The sequence below is a fragment of the Calidithermus roseus genome, assembly GCF_003574095.1.
Classification (GTDB): Bacteria; Deinococcota; Deinococci; order Deinococcales; family Thermaceae; genus Calidithermus; species Calidithermus roseus.
Window position 1 is genome coordinate 23,143 of record NZ_QWLA01000017.1, and the last position, 21,200, is coordinate 44,342.

The window sequence follows — 21,200 nt, forward strand, 5'->3', positions numbered from 1 at the left end:
GGCTCACCTCGGGACGTAGACATACACGCCCAGTACGTCCACCGGGACGATGGGCTCGACTTCATAGCGCAGCTTGAGGTCGGCGGCCATGCGCACGGCCCGGTGAGCCTCCTCGAAACGCACGGCCTGCTTGAGGGCCACCTCGTCGAGATGACTCCGCAGTTGCGAGAGCTCCGGCAGCACCAAGCTGGCGAACTCCTGGGCCTGCTGGAGGGAGAGGTTGGCAGTGGGGCGGGCCTGCCACAAGGCCTCGACCTCTTCTTCGCTGAGCCACTCCGGCGCGTCGGGAAAGCCCCGGAAAGCGATGGTGTGAACTTCTTCGGCCAACTGCTGCCAGCGCTGCCGGTCTTTGCGGGTAGATGTGGTGGTGAGGTGGTAGCGCAGGCGCAGCAGCAGCAGGGTGTGCAGTTCACGTACCGCGCTGGTGGCAATCACCCCGGCCCGTCTCGCCTTGCCCTGCGCGAGCGGGTCTAAAGCGCTCTCCAGCAGGAAGCTCGAGAGGGTTTCCACCAGCGGGTGGGTGCGGCTCAGGTACTCCTCACCCGGCTGCACCGGCAGCGAAAAGCGTCCCTTGAGCCCATCGCGGCCCAGCAGGTCGCGCAGGGAGCGGGGCAGGCCGCTGAGGTCGAAGCGGTACAGACCCTCACCCAGGTCGTGCACCTGGCCGCCGTGAACCTCTAAGGCCTCCTTCAGGAAGCGCCCCACCTCCACCCCCGAGCCCACCGACCGGCGGGCCTCGGCGAGTTGCTGGGCGACCTCCTCAGGGCGCAGGGCGTGCTGGGCGAAGAGGGTACGCGAGCGCTTCTCCCGCTCGGCGGCGTTCTTCCACTGCACCTCGAGGCCCTTCTCGTCGAAAGGCTCGAACAGGCTCTGCATCTGGGCGCGGCGGGTGTCACGCAGCAGCATGCTCTGCATCACCGCTTGAATCACCGCGTCGTTGTCCACCGGCACCGGCACCGAGATACCCAGGTCGCTGCGGATGGCCTTGTGCTTGCGCAACAGCACCTCGAGCACGATGCCGTCCACCGGGTTATTGGCACCGAAGTAGGTCAGGGTCTTGACCTCCCGGCGCGGCTGGCCGTAGCGGTCCACCCGTCCCTCCCGCTGCTCGTGGCGGGTGGGGTTCCAGGAGAGGTCGTAGTGCAGCACCGCGCTGAAGTACTGCTGCAGGTTGATGCCCTCCGAGAGGCAGTCGGTGGCTACGAGCACCCGCACCGGCTGAGCGCCCAGCCGCTCGACGGCCAGCTCGCGCTCGGGCGGGCTCAGGAGGCCGGTGACGGCCTCCACCGCCACCCCATCGCCCAACGCCCGCCGCAGGTGCTCGGCCACGTACTCCGCGGTCTGGATGAAGCGGCAGAACACGATGGGGTGGTGCCCTTCGCTCACCAGGCCCCTGACCAGCTCGATGGCCCTCTGTAGCTTGCGGTCTTTGGCCCCGGCCAGGGCCTCGGCCTCGCGGGCCAGCTCGCGCAGCCTGCGCCGCTCGGACTCCTCGGTGCCAGTCTCCCCGCCGGGGGTCAGGTCGAACTCGCGGTCGTACTCGTCCTGGTCGAGCACCATCCGCTCGCCCAGCTCGTCCACCTCGGCCTCGGTCTCGGCGTCGGCCACCGCGGCCCGGTTGCGCAGGGCTTGAGCCGCAGCAGCGGGGCTCGAGGCCACCGAGCGCAGCAAGGCCAGTGCTGCCCACCAGCGCACCCGCTGGTGCCGCTGGTCCCCCACGGGGTCGCTCACCAGCTCGCGGGCGTAAGCCAGCACCCTATCCAAAAGCCGGGTGTACTCGGGGGAAAGGGCGTAGGTGGCTTCCGCCTCGAGGCGCGCGGGGAAGGGGGTGTCTTCGGCCAGGTAGCCCCGGATGTCGGCCCGCTTGCGCTGGACCAGGTGCCGCGCCAGACGCCTGCGCCACCCCTCGGCCTCCTGGCGGCTGAGGTCGGGGGGCATGTCCCGGAAGGCCGGGTCGAGCAGGGAGAGCAGAGAGCGGAAGGCTTCCTCGTGGCCGGAGTGGGGCGTGGCGGTGACCAGGATGAGGTGGCGCTCGGGGTGCTCGGCCAGCCGGGAAACCAGGGTGTGGCGCTGGTGCTGTCCCCCCCGATTCACCCCGCCGTAAGCGCAGGTGTGGGCCTCATCCACGATGACCATCTCGGGCGCAGTACGCAGAAACTCCTCGCGGCGGCGCTCGCTCTTGATGAAGTCCAGCGAGACCACCGTGAGGGGGTAGCGCTGAAAGAGGGTCTCCCCCACCCGCAGGCCGCGCTCCAGGCGGGCTGCCGTGCTGGGGAGCACCAAGGCGGCCTCGAGGTGGAACTTCTCCCAGAGCTCGCTCTGCCACTGCTCGGCCAGGTGGGGCGGGCACAGCACGCTCAAGCTGCGGATTTCCCCCCGGTCTAGGAGCTCGCGGGCGATGAGCAGGGCTTCTACGCTTTTGCCAACCCCAACGTCATCGGCGATGAGCAGGCGAACGGGGTCCTGCTGCAAGGCCATCAAGAGCGGTACGAGTTGGTAAGGCCGCGGCTCGACGGCGATACGCCCGAAGGAGCGGAAGGGCCCGGTCACGTTGCGCGAGGTCAGCCGCACCGCCTCGCGCAGCAAACGCCCCGAGCGGTAGTCGCCCTGGTCCTCCAGGGTGGGGGTGCTGAAGCTGGAGGGGCTTACCTCCTCCAGCTCGGTGTGGATGCCGCTCGTCTCCTCGTCGGTGCCACCGATGGGGCGGGCGATGAGCAGGGGCGGGGTGGACTCGGGCAGCACTACCCACTCCCGCCCCCGCGCTTTGATGAGCGAACCTGGGGTGTAAATGCTCATGCTTTGCCTCCAAACACGTCGGGTCGCTCGCGCACTTTGGCCTCCCACTCTTCCGGCTCGGCAAACCGCAGCACCGAATAGCCCTTCAGGCGCAGCAAGCGCTCCTGCTGCCGGTCGCGAGCCTGGCGCTCGGGGTAGAGGTGGTGGGGACCGTCCACGTAGACCACCGCGCGCTCGGCGTCGTAGAGAAAGTCTACCCGTGTACCCGCCTCGGGAACGTACACCTGCGCCCGGCTGGGCAGGGCCAGGTGGCGGGTCTCGAGGAACTGCAGGAACTCCCGCTCCAGCGCCGATTCACACTGGTTGAGCAGGCGCTGTAGATGCTCTGCCCGGCTGGTGCCCACCGGGGAAGTGTCCACCTGGCTGGCGGCGAGCTCGAGCAGGTAGTCGCGGATGGCCTTGCGGTCCAAGAGGCGGTGGATGCGCTGGTTGTTGTAGTTCATCAGGCAGTCGTAGCAGGCCGCCTCACAAAGCTCGGTGGCGTGGGCGGCGTGGCCCAGGTCGGCGCCGCCCTCGTCGAAGTGACAGATTTCGAGGGCGGTGCGGGCCACCCTGGGCAGGGCCTCGGGGTCGCTGACCAACTGGCGCAGGACCCCGGCCCCCCCCTCCGCCGCCTCGTAGAACAAGAGTTCGCGCTGGGTCCTGCCGTCGGGCAGGATTTCGGCGGCCAGTTCGCTCTCCTCGAGCTGGTAACTGACCTGGATGGCGCTCTTGAGCGCCGCCAGCAGCGAGGCGAACTGCACCTCGGTGAGCGGGGGCTCGGGCCGCAACAGCAGGGCGTTCTTGCGGTCCTCGACATAGGGGATGACCTGCACCGCCCGGCGGCTGGTGGGGTTCTGCTCGTCGAGCTCGTCGGGGTCGCTGGGGCGCTTGAGCCATGCCCCGCGCTCGGGGTCGAGCAGGAAGCCCTCGTCGGCCTTGTTCTTGCGCTGGGCCCAACCCAGGTTCATACGCCAGATGCTGGCGGCCTGGGAAAAGGTGAGCTCGGCCAGCGGTCGGCCCTCCCGGAAAACCTGGGCGCTCTGGAAGGCGGGCTGGGTGCCGTGGGGCGGGAAGGAGATGCCGGTGAGCACCTGGTAGCCCAGGCGCTGGCGCTCTTCCTCGTCGGAGTTGATGCGCTCCCGGCGGACGGTGGATACGTTCTGCATGCGCAGGAGGTTGACCCTGGGCGGGGGCAACTCGGCCCCGCAGCGCACGCAGAGGTCGGGGCCCCCCGCCGCGTCCACCGGGTGCAGGTAGCCGCACAGCTCGCAGCGCTTCACCGCAGTCGTGCGCAGCTCCTGCTCGCTGCCGGGGGGCAGGATGACCCGGTTGATGACGTATTTGGAACCCTCGTAGTAGAGCGTGGAGAAGGGGCCGAACTCGGTGATGGCCAGGAAGCGGGGGCGGGAGAGGAAGTCGTCCCTACCCCCTATCCCACGCCGGGCCGGAATGTAGGCCGAAAGCGGCAGCCGGGGGAAGCTGTAGCCGGGCAGGAAGCCCTCGCTGGCGAAGTAGCGGTAGGAGTAGAAGTCCGACTGGGCCAGCTCGCTGGTTTCGGTGAGCAGCTTGAGCTGGGACTCGGCCTCGGAGCGCAGTCGCCGGGCCTGGGCCTTCTCCTGCTCGCCCCGGCTGGCGTCCAGGATGACTTTGCTCTGCACCTGGAACTGCTCGCGGGCCGCACGGAAAAGAGTCCGCCAGCGCCCGCAGGCCTCCTCGAAGCGGTGGAAGGCCTGCGCCATCACCCCCGCCACCCACTCCGGGGTGTACCAGGGGGCCTGCTCGAGTTCGGGCTTCAAGTCGGCCAGCACCCGCTCGGCCCTCTCTAGGGCTTTTTGCCGTGCGGAGGGGTTCTCGAGCGCCGCTCGTATCGAGGGCTTGAGGGCCAGGCTGGGCTCCTCGCCCTCTACCTCCAGAATCTCCGCCAGCGAGCGGCCCAGGTCGGCCCCGGTGGCCGCCAGCCACACGGCCTGCAGGTGCGAGCGAATGAGTTCCTCGTTGCTCAGGTCGAGGCGCGGGGGCGTGACCGCGCCCGCCACCATCAGCTTAGGGCGGCGGAAGAAGTACTGGTCGTGGGAGTTGCCGCTGGAGGCGTAGGCGAACACCAGCGCCGGGCTGCCGCTGCGCCCCGCCCGACCCGAGCGCTGGGCGTAGTTGGCCGGGGTGGGGGGCACGTTGCGCATGTTAACGACGTTGAGGGTGGAGATGTCCACGCCCAGCTCCATGGTGGGCGAGCAGTACAGCACCGGCAGCCTCCCCTCGCGAAAGTCATTCTCCCGCTTTTGGCGCTCCTCGGGGGGCACCTGGGCGGTGTGCTCCTTGGCCTCGATACCGCCGAGGTTGCGGGCGGTGAGGCGGTAGAACTCGGCGAAGAAGCGGTTGGCCTCGCGAAGGGCGCTCTCCCGCAGGCGCACCCGCAAGGGGTCCCCGGAAGGCTGGCTCCCATCGCCGGGTCTCCAGATGAAGGAGGCGGCCACCACCTGGTAGCCGTTGCCCTCAGGGTCCACCAGCTCGACCAGCCCGGCCACGCTCAGGACGCGCAGCAGGTGCTGGATGATTTCCTCGCAGTCCTTCATCTTCAGCGCGTACCCCAAGCCGGGAAAGGTGTTGCTGCGCCGCAGGTACTGCCCGAAACTGCCTCTTGGGGAGATGTAGACCGCCTCCCGCGTCTCTCCGGGCTGGCGGGAGCGGGGGTAAGCCACCCGTGCATACTCCAGTCGCTCGTTCTCCTCCAAGGCCCAGGGGGCAATCAGGCGTGAACTGCTGGCCTGGCGCATGCGCTCTTGAAAGTCCTGGTTGAGGTAATCCACCTTGATGGCCAGCTCGCGCCGCAGGTAGTCGAGCAGCACCTTGGCCACCTTTTCCCGCACCTCAGGCGATGCCCCCAAGAGCGCGGAGGGGGTTTGCTGCCACTCCTCCTCGGCCCGGCACAGCTCGCCCAGCGACTCGTAGCCGATGCGCAGCAGGTCCACCTGCTCGAGGTTGGGCGCGGTAATGCGCCAGCCCCTGAGTAGGTCGCGGTAGATGCGGTAGCCCAGCACGTCCCGCAGGGCCCGGTCGGTGTCGTGCCTGGCGCTGAACTTGACCTCCGGGTTGCTGGCGTACTCGGTCAGGGAGAGGTCCAGCGCCTCGAAGACCTTCTGCGTGAGCTCATCGTGGCGCAGACCCGCCTCGCCTGCTGCCGCCACCGCCCGGTACACCGCGGAGCGAAGCAGGCCGGTCTGCACGAAGTCGTTGAAGTGGCCCGCCTGCAAGGAAGCGTCCTGGCGGTTGTCGGTGAAGGAGAGCAGCTTGCGGGCTTGAGGGGGCAACTCGGCTTTCCGCAGGTGCAGCACGGTGGAGAGGGAGAGCACGGTGGTGGCGGTGCTACGCCCTTCGGAGCCCAGGGTGGCCAGCTTGCCGAAGTCGGAAGCCTGCCGCGCTCCGTAGGCCACCCCGCAGCAGGGGCAGAACTCGAAGGGGGCCTCGAGGTAGTGGAGGGTACGGCCAGCGGGAGCCTCCTTGCCGTCCGGGCCTACCTTCACCGGCGTGGGCAGCTTCTTGCGCTTGTCCCGCATGAGCTCGCGGTTCATGGGCTCGAGCCAGTCCTCCGGCACGCGCTCCTTGATTTCCTCATCGCTGGTGGGCCAGTCACCGGGGTACAAGAACCCCGGCTCCCCGCCTGCGTCGGAGTAGCGGTCGCTGAGCCTGCGGGCTTCGTAGCGGGTGCCCTCCGGGCCCCGCAGGCGCCAGACGGTGTAGAACTCCTGCCCGCACTCGCGGCAGAAGGCCAGCGGGAGCAGCACCTGTTCGCGGCTGCCCGGCACGAACTGCTGGGCCTGCAGGGTGATGTGCCGCTCCTGCGGCTCGCCCAGCGAGGCGTAGACGGTGTCGCCCCGGCTGATGAACTGGTGCAGCCGGAAGGCGAAGGCCCGCAGACCGCTCTCAGGGTTGATGAGGCGGTATCCGGCCAGCAGGCACTCCTCCAGAGCCCGCTGGCACACCTCCTGGGGTAGTGAGACCAGCGCCGCGAGTTCGGCTGCCACGCCCTCGGGTCCGGTCAGGGGGCGTGGGGTCTGCCGCGCCAGCAGGCCCTCTTCCTCGCGCAGCCCCAGGGTCTGCTCGACCCAGCTCGCCAAGGGGTCCACGGCGAAGGCGGCGAAGTCCTGCTGTTGTGCGGGCTCTGCCCCTCCCGGTAGGGAACTGGCCTGCAGGGCGGCCCAGGCCATCACCCGCTCCTGCAGGCGCGCCACCACTGCGAAGTCGGCGAAGTCGTAGGGCTGGGTGGTGCGCTGGAGGGTCTCGCCGATGACGTTCTCGGGCTTGACCAAAAGCCCGAAGATGCGCGAGGCTACCTGGGCCACGCTGCGCCTGCGCTCCTCGCGCCCACCGATACCGGCCATAGTGGCGGAGGTGCCGATGCACACCACGTCGTGGGCCTCGAGGCGCTCCCGCAGTCGCCGCACCAGCAAGGCCACGTCGGCCCCCTGGCGCCCGCGGTAGGTGTGGAGCTCGTCGAGCACGAGGAACTTCAGCCCCTTAGCCGCATGGATGAGGTTCTTGTCGCGGGGGCGGGTCAGAATCAAGTCCAACATGACGTAGTTGGTCAGGAGGATGTCCGGAGGGTTGGCTTGAATATCTGCCCGCTCGGCGTCGTCCTCCTGCCCTGTGTACTGGGCAAAGCGCACCGGCCCCCTCTTATCGAGGTAGCCCTCGTTGATGAACTTCTCGAGCTCCCCCTTCTGGCTGTTGGCCAGAGCGTTCATGGGGTAGACCACGATGGCCTGGATGCCCTTGCCGCTGCCATGGCGCAGCACGTGGTTGACGATGGGGATGATGTAGGTCAGGCTCTTGCCTGAGCCGGTCCCGGTGGTCACGACGTAGTTCTCCCGCCGCGCCGCGGTGCGGATGGCCTCCTCCTGGTGGCGGTGCAGCCTGAGCAGGGGCTGCTCGGGGCGGTCCTTGAGGCGGAAGATGCGCAGGGTCTCGGGGTGCAGCAGACCCTCTTCAACGAGGCGCTCGAGGGGCTGGCCCGGCGCGAAGGTTGGATTCAGTTGCACCAGCGGGTCGGGCCACAGGGCCCCTTCGTCCAACCTGGCCCTCACATGCTCGGCGATTCGGTCGTCCCGGATGCGAACGAAACTCTCTACGAAGCGTCGGTAGTCGTGAATAAGGTCGTTGCGCAGACCAAAGACGTTCAATCCGCCCTCCTAAAGGGTAAGCTGTTACTGCCGTAAAACTCAACGCACGGTCCACACCGGCATCCTGATGCATCGATTCTAACGTTTCACTCCGTGGGTCCGGTCGTGTCAAGATTTATGATCCCGCACCTTCGTCCCCCGCCTCACTTCACGGATAAACCGCTCCATGAGGTTGGTGCTCCGCAGATAGGGCCAGAGCCCCTGGGGGTAATCGTAGAAGCGCAGCAGGGCCCCTGCGTTCTCCCACCAGGGAAGGGTACCTGGCCCCCCAGGCCTCCCGGAACCTCTCCAGAGCCCCAAGGGCCTCCGGTCGGCTCCCCGCCGTGTAGACCCCCCTCAAGTCCTGGGCCAGGCTGTGCCTTCCCTGGTGCACCACACACCGCTGCCACTGGGCCAGGGGATACACCCGGCGGATCGCCTCTTCTATCCCAGGTAGGCCATCGGTGACGAAAAGCAAAACCTGCCGCAGGCCCCTGGGCCATAGCTCCGTCAAAACCCCCTCCCAGGCAGCAGCGCTCTCAGAAGCCCAGCACCCGCCTCGCCCCGCAAGGGCTGACGCCCAGGGCCACGTACACCGCCTCCCGCTCCACCCCCAGTCCCTCCCTTAGAACCTTCAAAAAGAAGCCGTCCAGGTAGACCAAGGCCATCTCCTCCGGTAAGGGTCTCTGGCAGAGGGCCTCCGCTCCCTCCAGCACCTGATCCGTGATGGCGCTGATGGTCTCGTGGGTCTAGCGGTGGCCCAGCAGCAGGCTCATCCCCTCCGCCGCCTTGCCCTGACTGAGCCCAGCGGCGTACAGGGCCACCGCCACTTCCCCCACGTCCATCTGGTCGCCGTTTCCCTCACCGCTTCCCTCAAAATCACCTGCAGGGTATCCTGATCCATGGGGTACCTCCCTTCTCATCGGGTACCCCCATTCATACACAAAGCCCTAAACATAAACGAAGACCCCACCCCCCCGAACAACGGAGCCGAGGAGCAGTCAGCCCTCAAAAAGCTGCGCCAGCGCCTCACCCCTCTGATCCTGGAAGACGCCCGGGCTGTAGGCGCGGTGCTGGCGTCGGTGTTCCGCTACTGCCGCGGGGAGTACCTGCGCCGGGCGGTGGCCAAACTCTACGACCTGCAGACCTTCTGGGCCTTCGCCGAGTACGAGGAGCAGCCCGGCCGCCCGCTGGGCTTCGATTACCGGGTGCCGGTGGTGGCCGAGGAGGACCTCCCCGCCCTCGAGGCCGCCTGTCGCCGCCACAACCTGCCCTTCCCCCCGGGGGCGGGTCAGGTCCACCCCCTCTACCTCAAGGCCAGGGACCACTCCTGGGTGCTGGAGGAGGACTTCCAGGGGGTCGTGCTCGAGGAGATGGCCCGGCGCATGGACGAGGAGCAGGCCGCCATCGTCCGGGCCGAAGTCGCAGCCCAGAAGGCCCTGCGCAAGATGTTCCAGAACAATCCCGCCAATCCCGCCCCCAACAACCCCGAGACCGATCCGGACGGGCAGGCGTAGGTCACCCACCCCACAGCCAAAGACAGGCGAGATCGCCGTCTACCCCCGCTACCCCGCTCACCTTGGTCTTCAACAGCGCAACAGCAGCATCTTGACCCACGGGACCAGGCCGGTGGGGGCCACCGACTACGAGGCTCTGCGGGCTTACCTGGCCTCGAGGCCGCCCCACCCTGGCCCCGCTGGTGAGGAGCGTCACAGGGCTCGACTCTGGCGCCCTTCAGGTGCGATTCATCGTACGGGCATACCCTCTGGCCAGGAGGAGGGTATGCGGGCAGATATCGGCTGGAAATGGGCATGCCACCTTGCTTCACGTCGCTGGCTTTTCAAGGCGCTAGGATGGAGCGGTGCCTTCCTGACCATCGCCGCGCTGGCCAAGGCCGGGCCGCTTCCCCAGCACAAAGCGCCGCTCCTGCCGGGGGAGGTACAGCCCCTGGCCCCAGGGCAACGCAGCGCACCGCCGTTACCGCAGATCAGGTTGAGCCCGACCATCCCCGAGGTGCTCAAGGTGGAGTATGCCTCCAACGGGTACATAGAGGTGGCCCACGCCCTGGCGCTGTTGCCGGAGGAGGAAATAGAGGCTCAGAACGCCCTGCGGCTGGCCCAGCAGATCGCCTCCCGCGTCTTCGAGGCTCGAGCCAGCCTGGACGAGGTGGACCTGAGCTTCTACCGCCGGGCGGGCTACGGCGGAATCGGAGGGCCGCTGCCCTACTTCACCGCCTCGGTGCCCAGGGCTCGGCTGGCGGAGTTCATGAGCCTGAAACCCCAAAACCTCGGCCACTATGACCGACTGTGGCTAAACCCTACAGGGGGGGTCTACGTACCTTCGCCCGCTGGTAACGGTGACGGGGTTGGCACACGGTCGGGGATTCAGGAGCCGAACCCCCGGAGTGACCAGGCGGGCAGCCACCCCGTGGCTGCTCTGACCTTCGACGACGCCCCGCACCCGCTCTACACTCCCTTGCTGCTGGATACCCTGCGGCGCAGTGGGGTGCGAGCCACCTTCTTCTGTATCGGGCGCAACGCGCTGGCCTACCCCTACTTCGTGCGCGAGATGGTGAGGGAGGGGCACGAGGTCGGCAACCACACTTTTCACCACGTGCGCCTGAGCGGCCTTGACGAGGCCAGCATCCACAACGAGTTGGCCCTGACTAATGAGGTCTTGCAGGGCATCACCGGCAGGAGTGTGCGCTACTTCCGCCCTCCAGGCGGGCGCTACTCCCCCACGGTGCTCAAGGTGGCGCAGGATTTGGGCCTGAGGCTGGTCCCGTGGAGTGACGACCCCGCCGACTTCGACAACCCAGGAACCGGCCTCCTTGAGGCCCGCCTCCTCTCGCGCCTGCGGCCTGGGGGCATCGTCCTGTTGCACGACAACGTGCTCCAGAGCATCCAGGCCTTGCCCGTCTTCCTCGAGGAGGCCCGGCAGCGGGGCATCTGGCTGGTCAGCGTGGGCGAGTTGGTGCACGGCGAGGCGCGGGCGAACCGCTAGGAGGACCATGGCCCTCCAGCACCAATCGCCTGCACCAACCCGCCTGCTGGCCCTCGACGCTCTGCGCGGCCTGACCGTGCTGCTTATGCTGCTGGTCAACAACGCGGCCATCGGCGAGGCTACTCCCGAGCAGCTCATGCACGCGCCCTTCGGCGGGGTCAGTCTGGCCGATTTGGTGTTTCCCTGGTTTTTGTTCTGCATGGGAGCCTCAATTCCCTACTCGGCCAGCAGCTTCGCCCGGCTGGGCCTGCCTGCCTGGCGCTTCTACGCGCGCGTGTTCAACCGTAGCGCGCTGCTGTTTGCCTTGGGGCTCTTCCTCACGAGCAGCCTGGCTCACACCCCGGTGTGGGCCCTGGACGTGCTCCAGCTCATCGCCCTGGCCTACTTGCTGGCGGCGATACTGTACCGGCTCGCTCCCCCTGCGGGGGCGCTGCTCCTGCTGGGAGGGGCGCTCCTGCTGGGCTACTGGGCTGCCATCCGCTTCGTGCCCGTTCCCGGTGTGGGACCGGGCATCTTCGAGGAAGACCGCAACCTGCTGCTCTACCTCAACCACACCTACCTCGAGCCCCTGGGCCTGCGCGGCCTCCTTTCGGTGATCCCCACCGCGGCTTTGGCTCTCTTCGGTGCGGCGGTGAGCCAGATCCTGCGCTCCGGGGGGAAAAGGGTGCTGCTCGAGCTGCTGGGGCTGGGGGGGCTCGAGGTGGCCTTAGGCTACACCTGGAGCCTCGATCTGCCCTTCAGCAAGGCCTACTGGACCCCCCCCTACATCCTGCTCTCGGCGGGGCTGGCCACCCTGCTGCTGTGGGGGTTCTACCTGCTGTTCGACCGCAAGGGCTGGCGGGTGGCCTGGCCCCTGACCATTCCTGGCTCCAACGCCCTGCTGGCTTACCTCGCGCCCATCCTGGTCAAGGTGTGGATTCTCCAGGAGTGGCAACTGGGCCCAAAGACCCTGCAGCAGGCCTGGCTGGGCTGGCTGGTAGAGCGCTGGGGGACGGTGGGTGGGGGATGGCTGTATACCCTGGGCTACATCCTGGCCTGGTGGCTGGTGCTGGCCTGGCTCTACCGAAGGCGCATTTTCCTGCGGGTGTGATTTCATTGTGGCTTCATAAGCCACGCCTAGCCTCTACTCAGGCGGACCGATCCGCCTCCTCTAGGAGAGCCCCCTCGAGCCGAACGGGGGGGTTTTGCTTGTCTGATACCACATGAACTACCCACGACCAACCGCTATCGCGGTATGGTAGGGGTTTCGCGGTTCGACGGGGCCAGACCTCAGCCCCTCCCCGCCCCCTGGTTCCCAGGGGTAGATTCCCTTTGGGACACTCCCAGGCGTGTACACCCAAGGGCAGATTCCCTGCAGGACGGCGAGCGGCTTCTTCTCCTGGCGCAAGCAGATGGAGCAGGTCTGCGAAGGCTTGACCTTGGGGGCGGGCACGTCCACCAGCCGCGTACCAGCCTCTGCCGCTTTGTACGCCAGCTTTTGCAGGATGCCCCCCATCCTCACGTCGAGTATCGCCCGGTTGAGACCGGTTTTTCTGCTTCCGCCCTTTGCCGTCAACAGCCTCAAGACCGTCACCAGCCGTGCCATCCGCAAGAATCACGCCGAACACCTCAGCAAGTTCTACCGCAAACGGGTGCTGTGGTCGGGTTCCTACGCCATCCTGACGGCGGGCGGTGCGCCTTTGGAGGTGCTCAAGCAATAGCAATACATCCAGGGCGAGCGCAAGCCCCCAGAGTAGCCGCCTTCGGCGGCGTGGGGCTACGAAACCGAAGCATGCGTCCGGGCTCGGACGCATGCTTTCGAGGTTCCTTCCCCGACCAATACGCCACGCCTAGGCGTGGCGTATTGGTCGGGGACTGCCGCCCCACACCCCATCGTTTCAAAGCCTCCTCTGCCTCCTCATCCCCCTTGCGATGCCGTGGCGGAGGCACCTTCAGGGTCGCGGCATTTGCTCTACGGAGAAGCGGGGCCTTCACAAGAACTACACATTGCTTTTACCGAGCGGTCATCCTAGGCCGCTAGGTTGTTATTAAGTCCGAGGGCCAAGAGCATGAACCTTACGGCGATCTTTAAGCACCCTAAACCCCAACCCTACGCTGCCCGCTACGAGGGCGTGCTGGGAACGAGCCTCGAGCTGCACATTCTGGCTCAGCCCAACCGCGCAGCTCGCCAGGCCGAGACGCAGATTCTGCTGGAGATTGACCGGCTCGAGGGCCTTTTCAGCCGTTTTCTGCCGGGTAGCGAACTCAATCGCTGGCAAAGCGCCGGTGCTGCCCGGGTCTCCCCTGAGCTGGCCTGGCTGCTGCGGGAGGCCGAAATCTGGCAGAAGCGCACCCGGGGAGCCTTCCACCCCGCCGCCGAGGCGGTACAAGCCCTCTACCGGCACACCTCTACCCCCTCTGCGGAAGACCTCGAGGCCCTGCGCGCTAGTCTTCAAGCCCCTCTGTGGGAACTCGAGGCTGAGCAAGCCCGCAAACTTACCTCACTGCCACTCAACTTCAACGCCCTGGCCAAAGGCCGCATCGCTGACCTGGCCTGCGAGCAGGCCCTGCGGGTTGCCGGGGTACAGGAGGTTTGGGTAAACCTCGGTGGTGACCTGCGGCACTGTGGGGCGGGCGGCCTGCGGGTAGCCATCACCCATCCTTTCTCCCCCGCCGATAACGCTCCGCCTTTGGCCCGGCTGACCATCCATAATCAGGGGGTCGCCACCAGCGGGTACACCCAGCGTGGGCTGCACCTTTTCGACCCCCGCACCCTTCGACCCGTGACCCGAATCGCCCAAGCTACCGCCTTAGCCCTCGACGCAGCCACCGCTGACGTGTTAGCTACGGCTTTTTGCGTGCTCGAGCCGGAAGAGAGCCTGGCTTTGGCTGAGGAATACCGGGTAGGGTGCTTGGTGGTGGACAGCCAAGGCAAGGTTTTCAGCAACCCCTTGTTTAACGAGCAGTGCACATAACAACTCAGGGAGGTAACGTTGTGAAACGTTTTATCAGCCGTAGAAGTTTTATCTACCGTGCCACCGGCCTGGCCCTCACCCTCTGGGTGGGACGTAGCCTGGCCCAAGCCCCCAAGCTCCCCGCCGGGATGAAACTGGATATCACTTTTGAGATTGTGGCCCCCGGCGGTTTCCGCTACCGCCCGCCTTACGTAGCGGTGTGGATCGAGAATGCACAGGGTCTGCCCTTGCGCACCTTAGCGCTATGGTTCGAGCAATCGAGCAAAGGAGCCCGGTACTTGCGGGAGCTGCGACGCTGGGCTGGGGAAAATAGCAGTCTGCCGGAGACCGTCTCCGGCCCCACCCGGATGCCGGGTCGCTACACACTGAGCTGGGATGGCAAGGACGACAAGGGCAACCTCGTTGCACAGGGCGATTACTACGTCTGTATCGAGATGGCCCGCGAGCACGGACCGTATGAGCTATTCCGTGAGAAGCTCACTTTGGGCTCCACGCCGCTGAACCGGAGCTACCCTGGAGAAGGCGAGCTGAAGGGGGTGACCCTCAGCTATGGTAAGCAAGGCTGAGCCCTCCATCCGTAAGGCCTCCCAACCGCTGCGGGCGCGTCTATATACCCTGATGCGGCTCATACACCTATACGCCTCAATGGTAAGCCTGCTGGTAGTGCTGTTCTTCGCTTTCACCGGCATTATCCTCAACCACCCGGAGTGGACTTTTGGCAGCGCGCAAACCGAGCAAACCTACACCGGCACCCTGCCCCCCGGCTGGCAAAGTGGCGGACAGGTAGATTGGCTCAAAACTGCCGAGACCCTGCGCGCCCGGTACGGGCTCAAAGGAAGCGTCAGCGACCACCGCAACGACGAACAGCAAGCCTCGCTGAGCTTCCGAGCTCCGGCCTATGCCGCCGACGCTTTTATCCAGATGAAAGATGGCAGCTACTCGCTGCGGGTGGTACAGCAGGGACCGATAGCGGTTCTCGGGGACCTGCACCGGGGCCGTGACGCGGGAGCTGCCTGGGCCTGGGTAATTGACCTCTCCGGGGGGTTCTTGTTGCTCTTGGCCCTAACCGGCTTCGCCCTCTCGCTGTTTTTGCGCAAAACCCGCCGGGCCGCGCTGATCACGGCACTGGGGGGCGCGGTGGTGGTGCTGCTGTTGATGCGGGCAGCGAGCTAGATATGCTCGAGCGGACTCTGCAGGGCTGCCTGGAGTGCGGGCGGCAATGCTAAATCAGCCCACACCCGGCTCCTAGGGTTCGCAGCAGGGCGAAGGGGCAGAGGGTGAGGCGGGTGACGCGCTAATGCCCCTCGGCGTCTCGCTTGAAGACACCGTGGGGGTTTGTAACGCCGTTCGCTCTTTGGTCGCAGCAATCACTCCCCAGCCCAGACATAAGCCGCCTTGGGGCCCTCGGGGACGAAACCGTAGCGTTGGTACAGCGCGTAACCAGCTTGGATCTGCCGGCGGGCAGCCTCGAGCCGGCCCTGCTTACGGTAGACCAATCCCAGCACGTAGACCGGCAGGGGGTTGCGAGGCTCCGCCCGCACTGCCTCCTCCAGAAAGCGTGCCGAGGCCCAGAGGCCCTGTGGAGTGGAGGGGCCCATAAAGCCGCCCGGAGCCCGCTCCCCCCGATAGTAGAAGAACTGCGAGCGCAGAAAATCCAGGCTGAGCAAGCCCACTTCCTGTGTCTTGAGCTCCTCCCTCCTGCCCACCACGCCATAGGCACGGATGCCACCATCGACGTCGTAAACGGGCTCAAGGAAGCGGTAATCGCCCTGTGTGCGGTCCCAGGTGAAGAGCCCCTGGTGTTGAGGGAAGGGCTGTGGTTCGGAAGCATCTACCAGCAGGTCGTGCCCGTCCGAAAGGCGCAGCACGGCGGTTACGTGGCCGTTGTTGCTCACCTGCCCATGCAGACTTTTCCAGACCATCACCGCGCCCGCCCTCATGCCTATTCGCTGCAGCATTCCGGCGATGATCACCGACTGCAAAAGGCACTGCCGCTCGCCGTAACGCACCGCATAGGCGAATTCGTAGCCACGCTCGAGGCTGAAGCGGGGGATGAGGGCCTTGACCGTACGATAGGCCCAGATGGCGCTCTCTCGCTCGAAGACGGCTCTCTGGGGGGCCTTTAGCTCGCCGTAGACTCGCCGACGGGCCTCGAGGGCTTGCCGCAGGCTCTCCCCTGCGTGACGGGCATAAGCCCCCTCGAACCAGCGGTAAAAGGGCTCGAGCCCCTGAGAATGGGTGAGGCGGTAAGACTCCTCGATGAGGCGGCTGAAGGCCTCGTAGCCATAGGCGTAGCCTGTTTCCTGCGCCCGGGCACAGGTCGCTGCGAGGCTGAGGAGCAGAAGGCCCAGCAAAGCTTTGTGCCGCTTCAAATCACCCTCCTGTGCGGGGGCAGTCGCAACCGTACCTGGCTGCCCTGGTGCTGCTTTATGATCAGTTCTCCGCCCAGGGCCTGGGCCACCGCTCGCACCACCCGCAGACCCAGCCCCTCGGGGGCACCCTTGCGGAAACCGGGACCGGTGTCGGTGACCTCGAGCCAGGCCCAGCCATCCTCCAGACCACTCTTGAGGGTCACGCTGCCCTTTGCGGTGTAGCGCAGGGCGTTGTGTACGAGGTTGTTGAGGGCCTGCTCGAGCAGCCCTACGTCGGCGTAGGTGGGGGCGGGGTAGGCCTCAAGACAAAGCTCCAGTCCCCGCTCCAACGCCAGCGGCTGAAAGCGGTCGAAGGCTTCGAAGACCATGTCAGCCAGGTCGAGCGGCTGCCCCCGCACCTCCCCGCTCTCGGCCCGCGAGAGGGCCAGCAGGTTTTGAGCCAGCGTCTCCAGCCGCAAGGCCTCGCGGTGCAGGCGGCTGAGCTGTTCCGAGGGCATCTGCCCCCTCAGCCGTGCGGCCTCGAGGCTGGCCCGGAAGGCCGAAAGCGGTGTGCGCAGTTCGTGGGCGGCATAGGCCAAAAACTGCTGCTCCCGTTCGCGCTGCTCCTTGAGGCGGCCCATCAGGTTGGCGAAGGATCTGGCCAAGGTGGCGGCCTCGTCTTGGCCGGAGGTGCTGGGGATGGCGACTCCCTGCTCGAAGTGGGCTGCGGCGTGGGCCAGGCGCTCGAGGGGCCGTACGGCCAGCGTGGCGGCTAAGTAGGCCAGCCCCGCCGAGAAGAGCGCCAGCAGCAGAGCGATGGGCACGGCGACCTCCACGAAGCGCCCCAGGGTCTCGCGCAACAGCCCCAGTGGCGCGCTGACCTGCACGCTCAGGTCCCCCCGGCTCAGCGTGTATACCCGCAACCCCCCGACCTCACTGGGACCCTGCCTACCCAGCATTTGAGCGTCGAAGGGCAGATCAGAGGAGAAGGTGCCCCCCTCCCAGATTTTCTGGCTACCACGATAGACCTGGGCCGAGTTGGGGCGGTTGCTTTGGGTGAGTTCATCGGCGATCTCATCAGGGATGCTCTGGCTTTCGAGCGCCGCCCGCAGCACCACCCCGGCCTGGAAGCGCAGCTCCTGGTCGAGTTCGGCCAGGCTGCTGCGCTCGAGCACCTGATAGGTCGAGAACAGCCCCAGTCCCAACCCCAGCAGGGTGAGGCTGAAGGCGATGAGGGCCAGCCGCAGTCGCAAGCTCATGCACGTCCCGTTCGGCCAGGGCTCGAGGGGACAGGGTCTGAGGAGGGGTCAGCCGCCATAGCCCCCCAGCCGCTCAGTCCCCCATACGGTAACCCATCCCGCGCACGGTCTGGATCACCCCCTCGTAGAGCTTGCGCCGCAGGTTTTTCACGTATACGTCGATGAGATTGGAGTCCGACTCGTAGCCTGGCCCCCAGACCCGCTCCAGGATTTCCTCACGGGTGAAGACCCGTCCCGGGCTCAGCGCGAAGAGCTCGAGCACCTGATATTCTTTGGCTGTCAGCCGCACGGGCTGACCCCGGTAGCGCACCTGGCGTGTCTCGCACACCAGCTCAAGGTCATCCAGCTGAATGCTCTGCGGCTTAACCTCACCACGTCGGGCCAGCGCTTTGAGCCGGGCGACCAACTCGGCCAGGGCGAAGGGCTTGGGCAGGTAGTCCTCTCCCACCTCGAGACCCCTCACCCGGTCGGGCACGCTCTCACGGGCGGTGAGGAAGAGGATGGGCTGACGGAAACCCGACTCACGCAGAGCGCGGGCCAACTCGAAGCCTGCCTCCTGGCCCTCGGGCAGCATCACGTCGAGCAGAATCAGGTCGAAGGACTGCTCCCAGATGACCGCCTCGGCCTGGGTCACCGAGGACACCAGGTACGGCTCAAAGCCCTGTGCCGCCAGGCTCTCCACCAGGGTCGAGCCCAGGCTGGGCTCGTCCTCCACGATCAACAAGCGCATATCCAACTTTACTCCCGGGGCAGGTATCGTACCTTCCATGACTCCTCCCGAGGGGAGGGTAGGCCCAGGGGGTGAACTCGAGATGAAAAACCTCCTGACTGGGGGAGCTTTTTTCTCTGGCTCGCAATAGACTTTCGAAATAGCGTCCCTCTGCCCTCTAATCTACATCCGATCGAGAGCTGAACAGCTCGTTTTCCCGCACGAAGGCCAGCAGGAAGCGCGCCAGCAGCCTCATCTGGGTGGCGTGGGCCCGCAGGGCCTCGAGCTTAGCCCTGCGCTCCTGGGGGCTCAGGGGCAGGCGCTGCCAGGGCAGACCCCTACCCCGCGGAGCGGGCTCGAGGGGCAGGTCAGGGTGCAGGCCCTTAGGCAGGGGCCACTCCAGCCCGCCGTGCACGATCCAAAAGCGCAGGCGGTCGGCAGGTACCTCCTGCTGGGCCAGGAGCCCGACGGCACGGTGATCGGGATGGGCGTCCTTCAGAGAGGGAGCCAGCACCAGGGTGGGCCGCACCCGCTCGAGCACCCGCCGGAAATCCCGTCGCAGTGACTCGCCCGTGTAGGGCGCTCCGGGCGAAAGTGTACCGGAGTAGGGCACGTAGCTCACCCCGGTCAAGCGCGAGCGGTAGGGCGAACCCCCCGAATGCCAGAGCAGGGCCTCGAGGCCCCGGTCGGGATAGCCCAGGAAGAAGAGGTGGCCTTCGGGTATCCCTAACCGGCGTGCCGCCTGTCGAGCCTCCTCCATGCGTCGCCGACCCAGCTCGAGCGAGGCCGGGCCCTGCGGCCTGAGGGTGTGTGCGAGCAGGCTGGCATCCCACTCGAAGCCATCGCCGTTGGTGAACCACAGTACCCAGACCTCTCCTCCACCACGCAGCACCTGCTGGATAGCCCCCGCGCAGCAAAGACTCTCGTCGTCGGGATGGGGCGAGAGCACCAGCATCCGTTCATTCAGCAGAGTGATCTGGGGCAGGTGGCTCACGCTGCGGCGATAATAGAGGCCGTACCCCCAAGCGAAGATCCCGGGGGCGTTGATCACCACGAAGACCACGAGCAAGGTTGTGAGCAAGATGTAACGTTTCCTGAAGCGCCGACGCACGAACCCCATCATGGCCGAAATTCGTGAAGCCCGCATGGAAGACCTCGAGGCCCTGAGCCACATCGCCTACGCCACCGGCTTCTTCGGTGAAAGCGCCCGGCGCTTCTTCCCCGATTTCACCCTCTTCACCGACCTCTGGGTGCGGCCATACCTCAGCGCGGTGGGCTATGGCAACTTCCTGGCCCTCCAGGGGGGTGTGCCGGTGGGCTACATCCTGGGCACGGCCCATTTGAGGGCCTACCAGCGCCACATGCTCGGGAGTGTGCCCTGGCTGCTGGGCCGGGCCTTGCAGGGCCGATACCCCTACCTGGGATCCTCACTGGCCTACCTCCTGCGCATGGCCCGCTACCCCACACCCCACGCCCCCATCGACCTCTATCCCGCTCAGTTGCACATCAACCTGCTGCCCCAGGCGCGGGGGGCAGGGTTAGGGCAGGCGCTGCTGAACGCCCACCTCGAGGCCTTACGCGGGCGGGGGGTGCGAGGGGTGCAGCTTTCGACCACGCGGGAAAACCAGGCGGCAATGCGACTGTATGAACGAACGGGGTTTCGGGTCTACTGCGAGGCCAAAAGCCCCCTATGGCAACCCTGGCTGGGGCGCGAGGCTGTGCACGTGGTAATGGTGAAGGAGATCTGATGAGCGAAGCGCTCAAACTGGCCCTGGGCGAGGGTGTGACACTGCTGTTCACCGTCTTGCGGGTGGCGCTGGTCTACGTGGTGCTGCTTTTGCTGCTGCGGCTGGCCGGCAAGCGCACCCTGGGTCAGATGACCCCCTTCGACCTGCTCACCCTGCTGCTGCTGTCCAATGCGGTGCAAAACGCCATGATCGGCCCTGACAACAGCCTCACCGGCGGCCTGCTGGCGGCGATCATTCTGCTGTTGCTCAACCGCATCGTGGCTAAAAGTCCCCTACGACAGAGCCTCGAGGGCTCCCCCACCATCCTCATCCGGAATGGCCAGCTCCTCCCCGAGGCCCTGCGGCGTGAGGGGATCAATCCGCTTGAGCTCGAGGCCGCCCTGCGCGAGCATGGCGTGAGTACACCCGAGCAGGTGGCCTCGGCGGTACTGGAGATCGACGGCACCATCTCGGTGGTGCCGATGAAGGAACACACCGTACGCAAGGTGCGCCACGTCAAATCAAGCCGCAATCGCTGAGGGCTACACAACCATCGATGATCTCGGCAAGAAATCCGAATTTCATCTTTCTGAAGGCAAAAACTTCATTCTGCCTTCACACTGCTGACCCACAGTATCGCCCGTGATCGCTCGAGCAGGATCACGGAAAAGGAGGGCAGTATGAACCTGAAGAAGTCCTTGGGTCTGGCTCTGGCCGCGCTGGCGGTGGTGGGGGGCTCGTTGGGGGCCTTCGCCGCCTCGGGGAGCACGACGACCATAGGCAAGGCCACCGTAGCCACCAAAATCGCCCCCGTGCACATCAACACCGCTACTCTGGCCCAGCTCGAGACCCTTCCCGGCATCGGCCCCAAGCTGGCCCAGGAGATCATCAAGCACCGGCCTTACAAGAGTGCCCGGGATCTACAGAGCAAAGTCAAAGGCATCGGCCCCACGCTCTGGAAGAAGATCGCCCCCTACGTGCTGTTCAACTGAGAGCGGAGGGTGAAGCGCCATGGCGGGCCATAGCCCGCCATGGCGCAGGATGGGAAAGACATGAACCTCGGTTTCCCCGAACTCGCCATCATCCTGCTGGTGGTGCTGCTCCTCTTTGGTCCGCGCAAGCTTCCCGAGCTGGCCCGCGGCCTGGGGGAGGCCATCCGGGAGTTCAAAAAGGGAGCCAGCGCCATCCGCGAAGACCTCGAGGACGGCTCGAGCCCGCGAAAACCTGGGTAGATGTCAATGAACGCCTCGTCAGGGATTTTCG

Annotated in this window: 16 protein-coding genes and 2 pseudogenes; 11 read left to right on the forward strand and 7 right to left on the reverse strand. The window is 66.3% G+C overall.

Translation table 11 applies throughout. The annotated features are described in order from the left end of the window. Window positions 1–3: 3 nt before the first annotated feature. The 3 genes and pseudogenes from Mrose_RS19625 to Mrose_RS06130 form a co-directional block, all read right to left on the reverse strand. Window positions 4–2,796: a helicase-related protein gene (locus Mrose_RS19625; RefSeq protein ID WP_119276542.1), complete on the reverse strand. Its 2,793-nt coding sequence runs from the start codon at window positions 2,794–2,796 to the stop codon at window positions 4–6. Further along, the gene (locus tag Mrose_RS06125; RefSeq protein ID WP_119276543.1) at window positions 2,793–7,955 is read right to left on the reverse strand and encodes a DEAD/DEAH box helicase; all 5,163 of its coding nucleotides are present in this window, start codon (window positions 7,953–7,955) and stop codon (window positions 2,793–2,795) included. Before Mrose_RS06125 ends, Mrose_RS19625 begins: the two co-directional genes overlap by 4 nt. Before the next feature lie 114 nt (window positions 7,956–8,069). Continuing rightward, window positions 8,070–8,779: pseudogene (locus Mrose_RS06130) on the reverse strand (IS256 family transposase); the annotation flags it as partial. A 57-nt stretch (window positions 8,780–8,836) separates the two neighbouring features. On the opposite strand from Mrose_RS06130, the gene Mrose_RS06135 reads away from it, so the two are divergent. From Mrose_RS06135 to Mrose_RS06165, 7 genes and pseudogenes are all read left to right on the forward strand, one after another. After that, on the forward strand, window positions 8,837–9,451 hold the full coding sequence (locus tag Mrose_RS06135; RefSeq protein WP_119276544.1) for a hypothetical protein: 615 nt from the start codon (window positions 8,837–8,839) through the stop codon (window positions 9,449–9,451). 265 nt (window positions 9,452–9,716) lie between these two features. Further along, window positions 9,717–10,937 carry a polysaccharide deacetylase family protein gene (locus tag Mrose_RS06140; protein ID WP_119276545.1) on the forward strand — a complete coding sequence of 407 codons (1,221 nt, stop codon included), beginning with the start codon at window positions 9,717–9,719 and terminating at the stop codon, window positions 10,935–10,937. Window positions 10,938–10,944: 7 nt separating this feature from the next. Then, window positions 10,945–12,027 carry a DUF5009 domain-containing protein gene (locus tag Mrose_RS06145; RefSeq protein WP_119276546.1) on the forward strand — a complete coding sequence of 361 codons (1,083 nt, stop codon included), beginning with the start codon at window positions 10,945–10,947 and terminating at the stop codon, window positions 12,025–12,027. Window positions 12,028–12,487: 460 nt separating this feature from the next. Continuing rightward, window positions 12,488–12,637: pseudogene (locus Mrose_RS06150) on the forward strand (transposase); the annotation flags it as partial. A gap of 348 nt (window positions 12,638–12,985) precedes the next feature. Then, window positions 12,986–13,891 (forward strand): FAD:protein FMN transferase, encoded by a 906-nt coding sequence (locus Mrose_RS06155; protein WP_119276547.1) that lies wholly within the window; start codon window positions 12,986–12,988, stop codon window positions 13,889–13,891. A 20-nt stretch (window positions 13,892–13,911) separates the two neighbouring features. Next, window positions 13,912–14,457 (forward strand): DUF2271 domain-containing protein, encoded by a 546-nt coding sequence (locus Mrose_RS06160; RefSeq protein ID WP_119276548.1) that lies wholly within the window; start codon window positions 13,912–13,914, stop codon window positions 14,455–14,457. A gap of 52 nt (window positions 14,458–14,509) precedes the next feature. After that, the gene (locus Mrose_RS06165) at window positions 14,510–15,064 is read left to right on the forward strand and encodes a PepSY-associated TM helix domain-containing protein (protein ID WP_119276549.1); all 555 of its coding nucleotides are present in this window, start codon (window positions 14,510–14,512) and stop codon (window positions 15,062–15,064) included. Window positions 15,065–15,258: 194 nt separating this feature from the next. Here the strand turns inward: Mrose_RS06165 and Mrose_RS06170 are convergent, their stop codons facing one another. The 4 genes from Mrose_RS06170 to Mrose_RS06185 all read right to left on the reverse strand — a co-directional run bounded on the left by Mrose_RS06170 (window position 15,259) and on the right by Mrose_RS06185 (window position 19,333). Then, window positions 15,259–16,263: a tetratricopeptide repeat protein gene (locus Mrose_RS06170; RefSeq protein ID WP_245969606.1), complete on the reverse strand. Its 1,005-nt coding sequence runs from the start codon at window positions 16,261–16,263 to the stop codon at window positions 15,259–15,261. Further along, window positions 16,260–17,501: a sensor histidine kinase gene (locus tag Mrose_RS06175; RefSeq protein WP_119276550.1), complete on the reverse strand. Its 1,242-nt coding sequence runs from the start codon at window positions 17,499–17,501 to the stop codon at window positions 16,260–16,262. Before Mrose_RS06175 ends, Mrose_RS06170 begins: the two co-directional genes overlap by 4 nt. 73 nt (window positions 17,502–17,574) lie before the next feature. Continuing rightward, complete coding sequence (locus tag Mrose_RS06180) at window positions 17,575–18,231, reverse strand: response regulator transcription factor (RefSeq protein ID WP_119276551.1); 657 nt, start codon at window positions 18,229–18,231, stop codon at window positions 17,575–17,577. A 157-nt stretch (window positions 18,232–18,388) separates the two neighbouring features. Further along, window positions 18,389–19,333, reverse strand: a complete 945-nt coding sequence (locus Mrose_RS06185; protein ID WP_119276552.1) for a PIG-L deacetylase family protein — start codon at window positions 19,331–19,333, stop codon at window positions 18,389–18,391. On the opposite strand from Mrose_RS06185, the gene Mrose_RS06190 reads away from it, so the two are divergent. The 4 genes from Mrose_RS06190 to tatA all read left to right on the forward strand — a co-directional run bounded on the left by Mrose_RS06190 (window position 19,332) and on the right by tatA (window position 21,169). Continuing rightward, complete coding sequence (locus Mrose_RS06190; protein ID WP_119276553.1) at window positions 19,332–19,958, forward strand: GNAT family N-acetyltransferase; 627 nt, start codon at window positions 19,332–19,334, stop codon at window positions 19,956–19,958. The genes Mrose_RS06185 and Mrose_RS06190 overlap by 2 nt on opposite strands. Then, entirely contained in the window at window positions 19,958–20,476 is a 519-nt protein-coding gene (locus Mrose_RS06195; RefSeq protein ID WP_119276554.1) for a DUF421 domain-containing protein, read from the forward strand. The genes Mrose_RS06190 and Mrose_RS06195 overlap by 1 nt, the downstream gene beginning before the upstream one ends. A gap of 141 nt (window positions 20,477–20,617) precedes the next feature. Then, window positions 20,618–20,929, forward strand: a complete 312-nt coding sequence (locus Mrose_RS06200) for a ComEA family DNA-binding protein (protein ID WP_119276555.1) — start codon at window positions 20,618–20,620, stop codon at window positions 20,927–20,929. A 60-nt stretch (window positions 20,930–20,989) separates the two neighbouring features. Continuing rightward, a complete protein-coding gene (gene tatA, locus Mrose_RS06205; protein WP_119276556.1) occupies window positions 20,990–21,169 on the forward strand; it encodes a twin-arginine translocase TatA/TatE family subunit in 180 nt (59 codons plus the stop codon). Window positions 21,170–21,200: the final 31 nt, after the last annotated feature.

Bases quoted from the DNA above. Each gene is read 5' to 3' on its own strand.
- Mrose_RS19625 (WP_119276542.1), bottom strand. From the start codon at position 2,796: ATGAGCATTTACACCCCAGGTTCGCTCATCAAAGCGCGGGGGCGGGAG.
- Mrose_RS06135 (WP_119276544.1), top strand. From the start codon at position 8,837: ATGGGGTACCTCCCTTCTCATCGGGTACCCCCATTCATACACAAAGCC.
- Mrose_RS06140 (WP_119276545.1), top strand. From the start codon at position 9,717: ATGCGGGCAGATATCGGCTGGAAATGGGCATGCCACCTTGCTTCACGT.
- Mrose_RS06145 (WP_119276546.1), top strand. From the start codon at position 10,945: ATGGCCCTCCAGCACCAATCGCCTGCACCAACCCGCCTGCTGGCCCTC.
- Mrose_RS06155 (WP_119276547.1), top strand. From the start codon at position 12,986: ATGAACCTTACGGCGATCTTTAAGCACCCTAAACCCCAACCCTACGCT.
- Mrose_RS06165 (WP_119276549.1), top strand. From the start codon at position 14,510: ATGCGGCTCATACACCTATACGCCTCAATGGTAAGCCTGCTGGTAGTG.
- Mrose_RS06175 (WP_119276550.1), bottom strand. From the start codon at position 17,501: ATGAGCTTGCGACTGCGGCTGGCCCTCATCGCCTTCAGCCTCACCCTG.
- Mrose_RS06180 (WP_119276551.1), bottom strand. From the start codon at position 18,231: ATGCGCTTGTTGATCGTGGAGGACGAGCCCAGCCTGGGCTCGACCCTG.
- Mrose_RS06190 (WP_119276553.1), top strand. From the start codon at position 19,332: ATGGCCGAAATTCGTGAAGCCCGCATGGAAGACCTCGAGGCCCTGAGC.
- Mrose_RS06185 (WP_119276552.1), bottom strand. From the start codon at position 19,333: ATGATGGGGTTCGTGCGTCGGCGCTTCAGGAAACGTTACATCTTGCTC.
- Mrose_RS06195 (WP_119276554.1), top strand. From the start codon at position 19,958: ATGAGCGAAGCGCTCAAACTGGCCCTGGGCGAGGGTGTGACACTGCTG.
- Mrose_RS06200 (WP_119276555.1), top strand. From the start codon at position 20,618: ATGAACCTGAAGAAGTCCTTGGGTCTGGCTCTGGCCGCGCTGGCGGTG.
- tatA (WP_119276556.1), top strand. From the start codon at position 20,990: ATGAACCTCGGTTTCCCCGAACTCGCCATCATCCTGCTGGTGGTGCTG.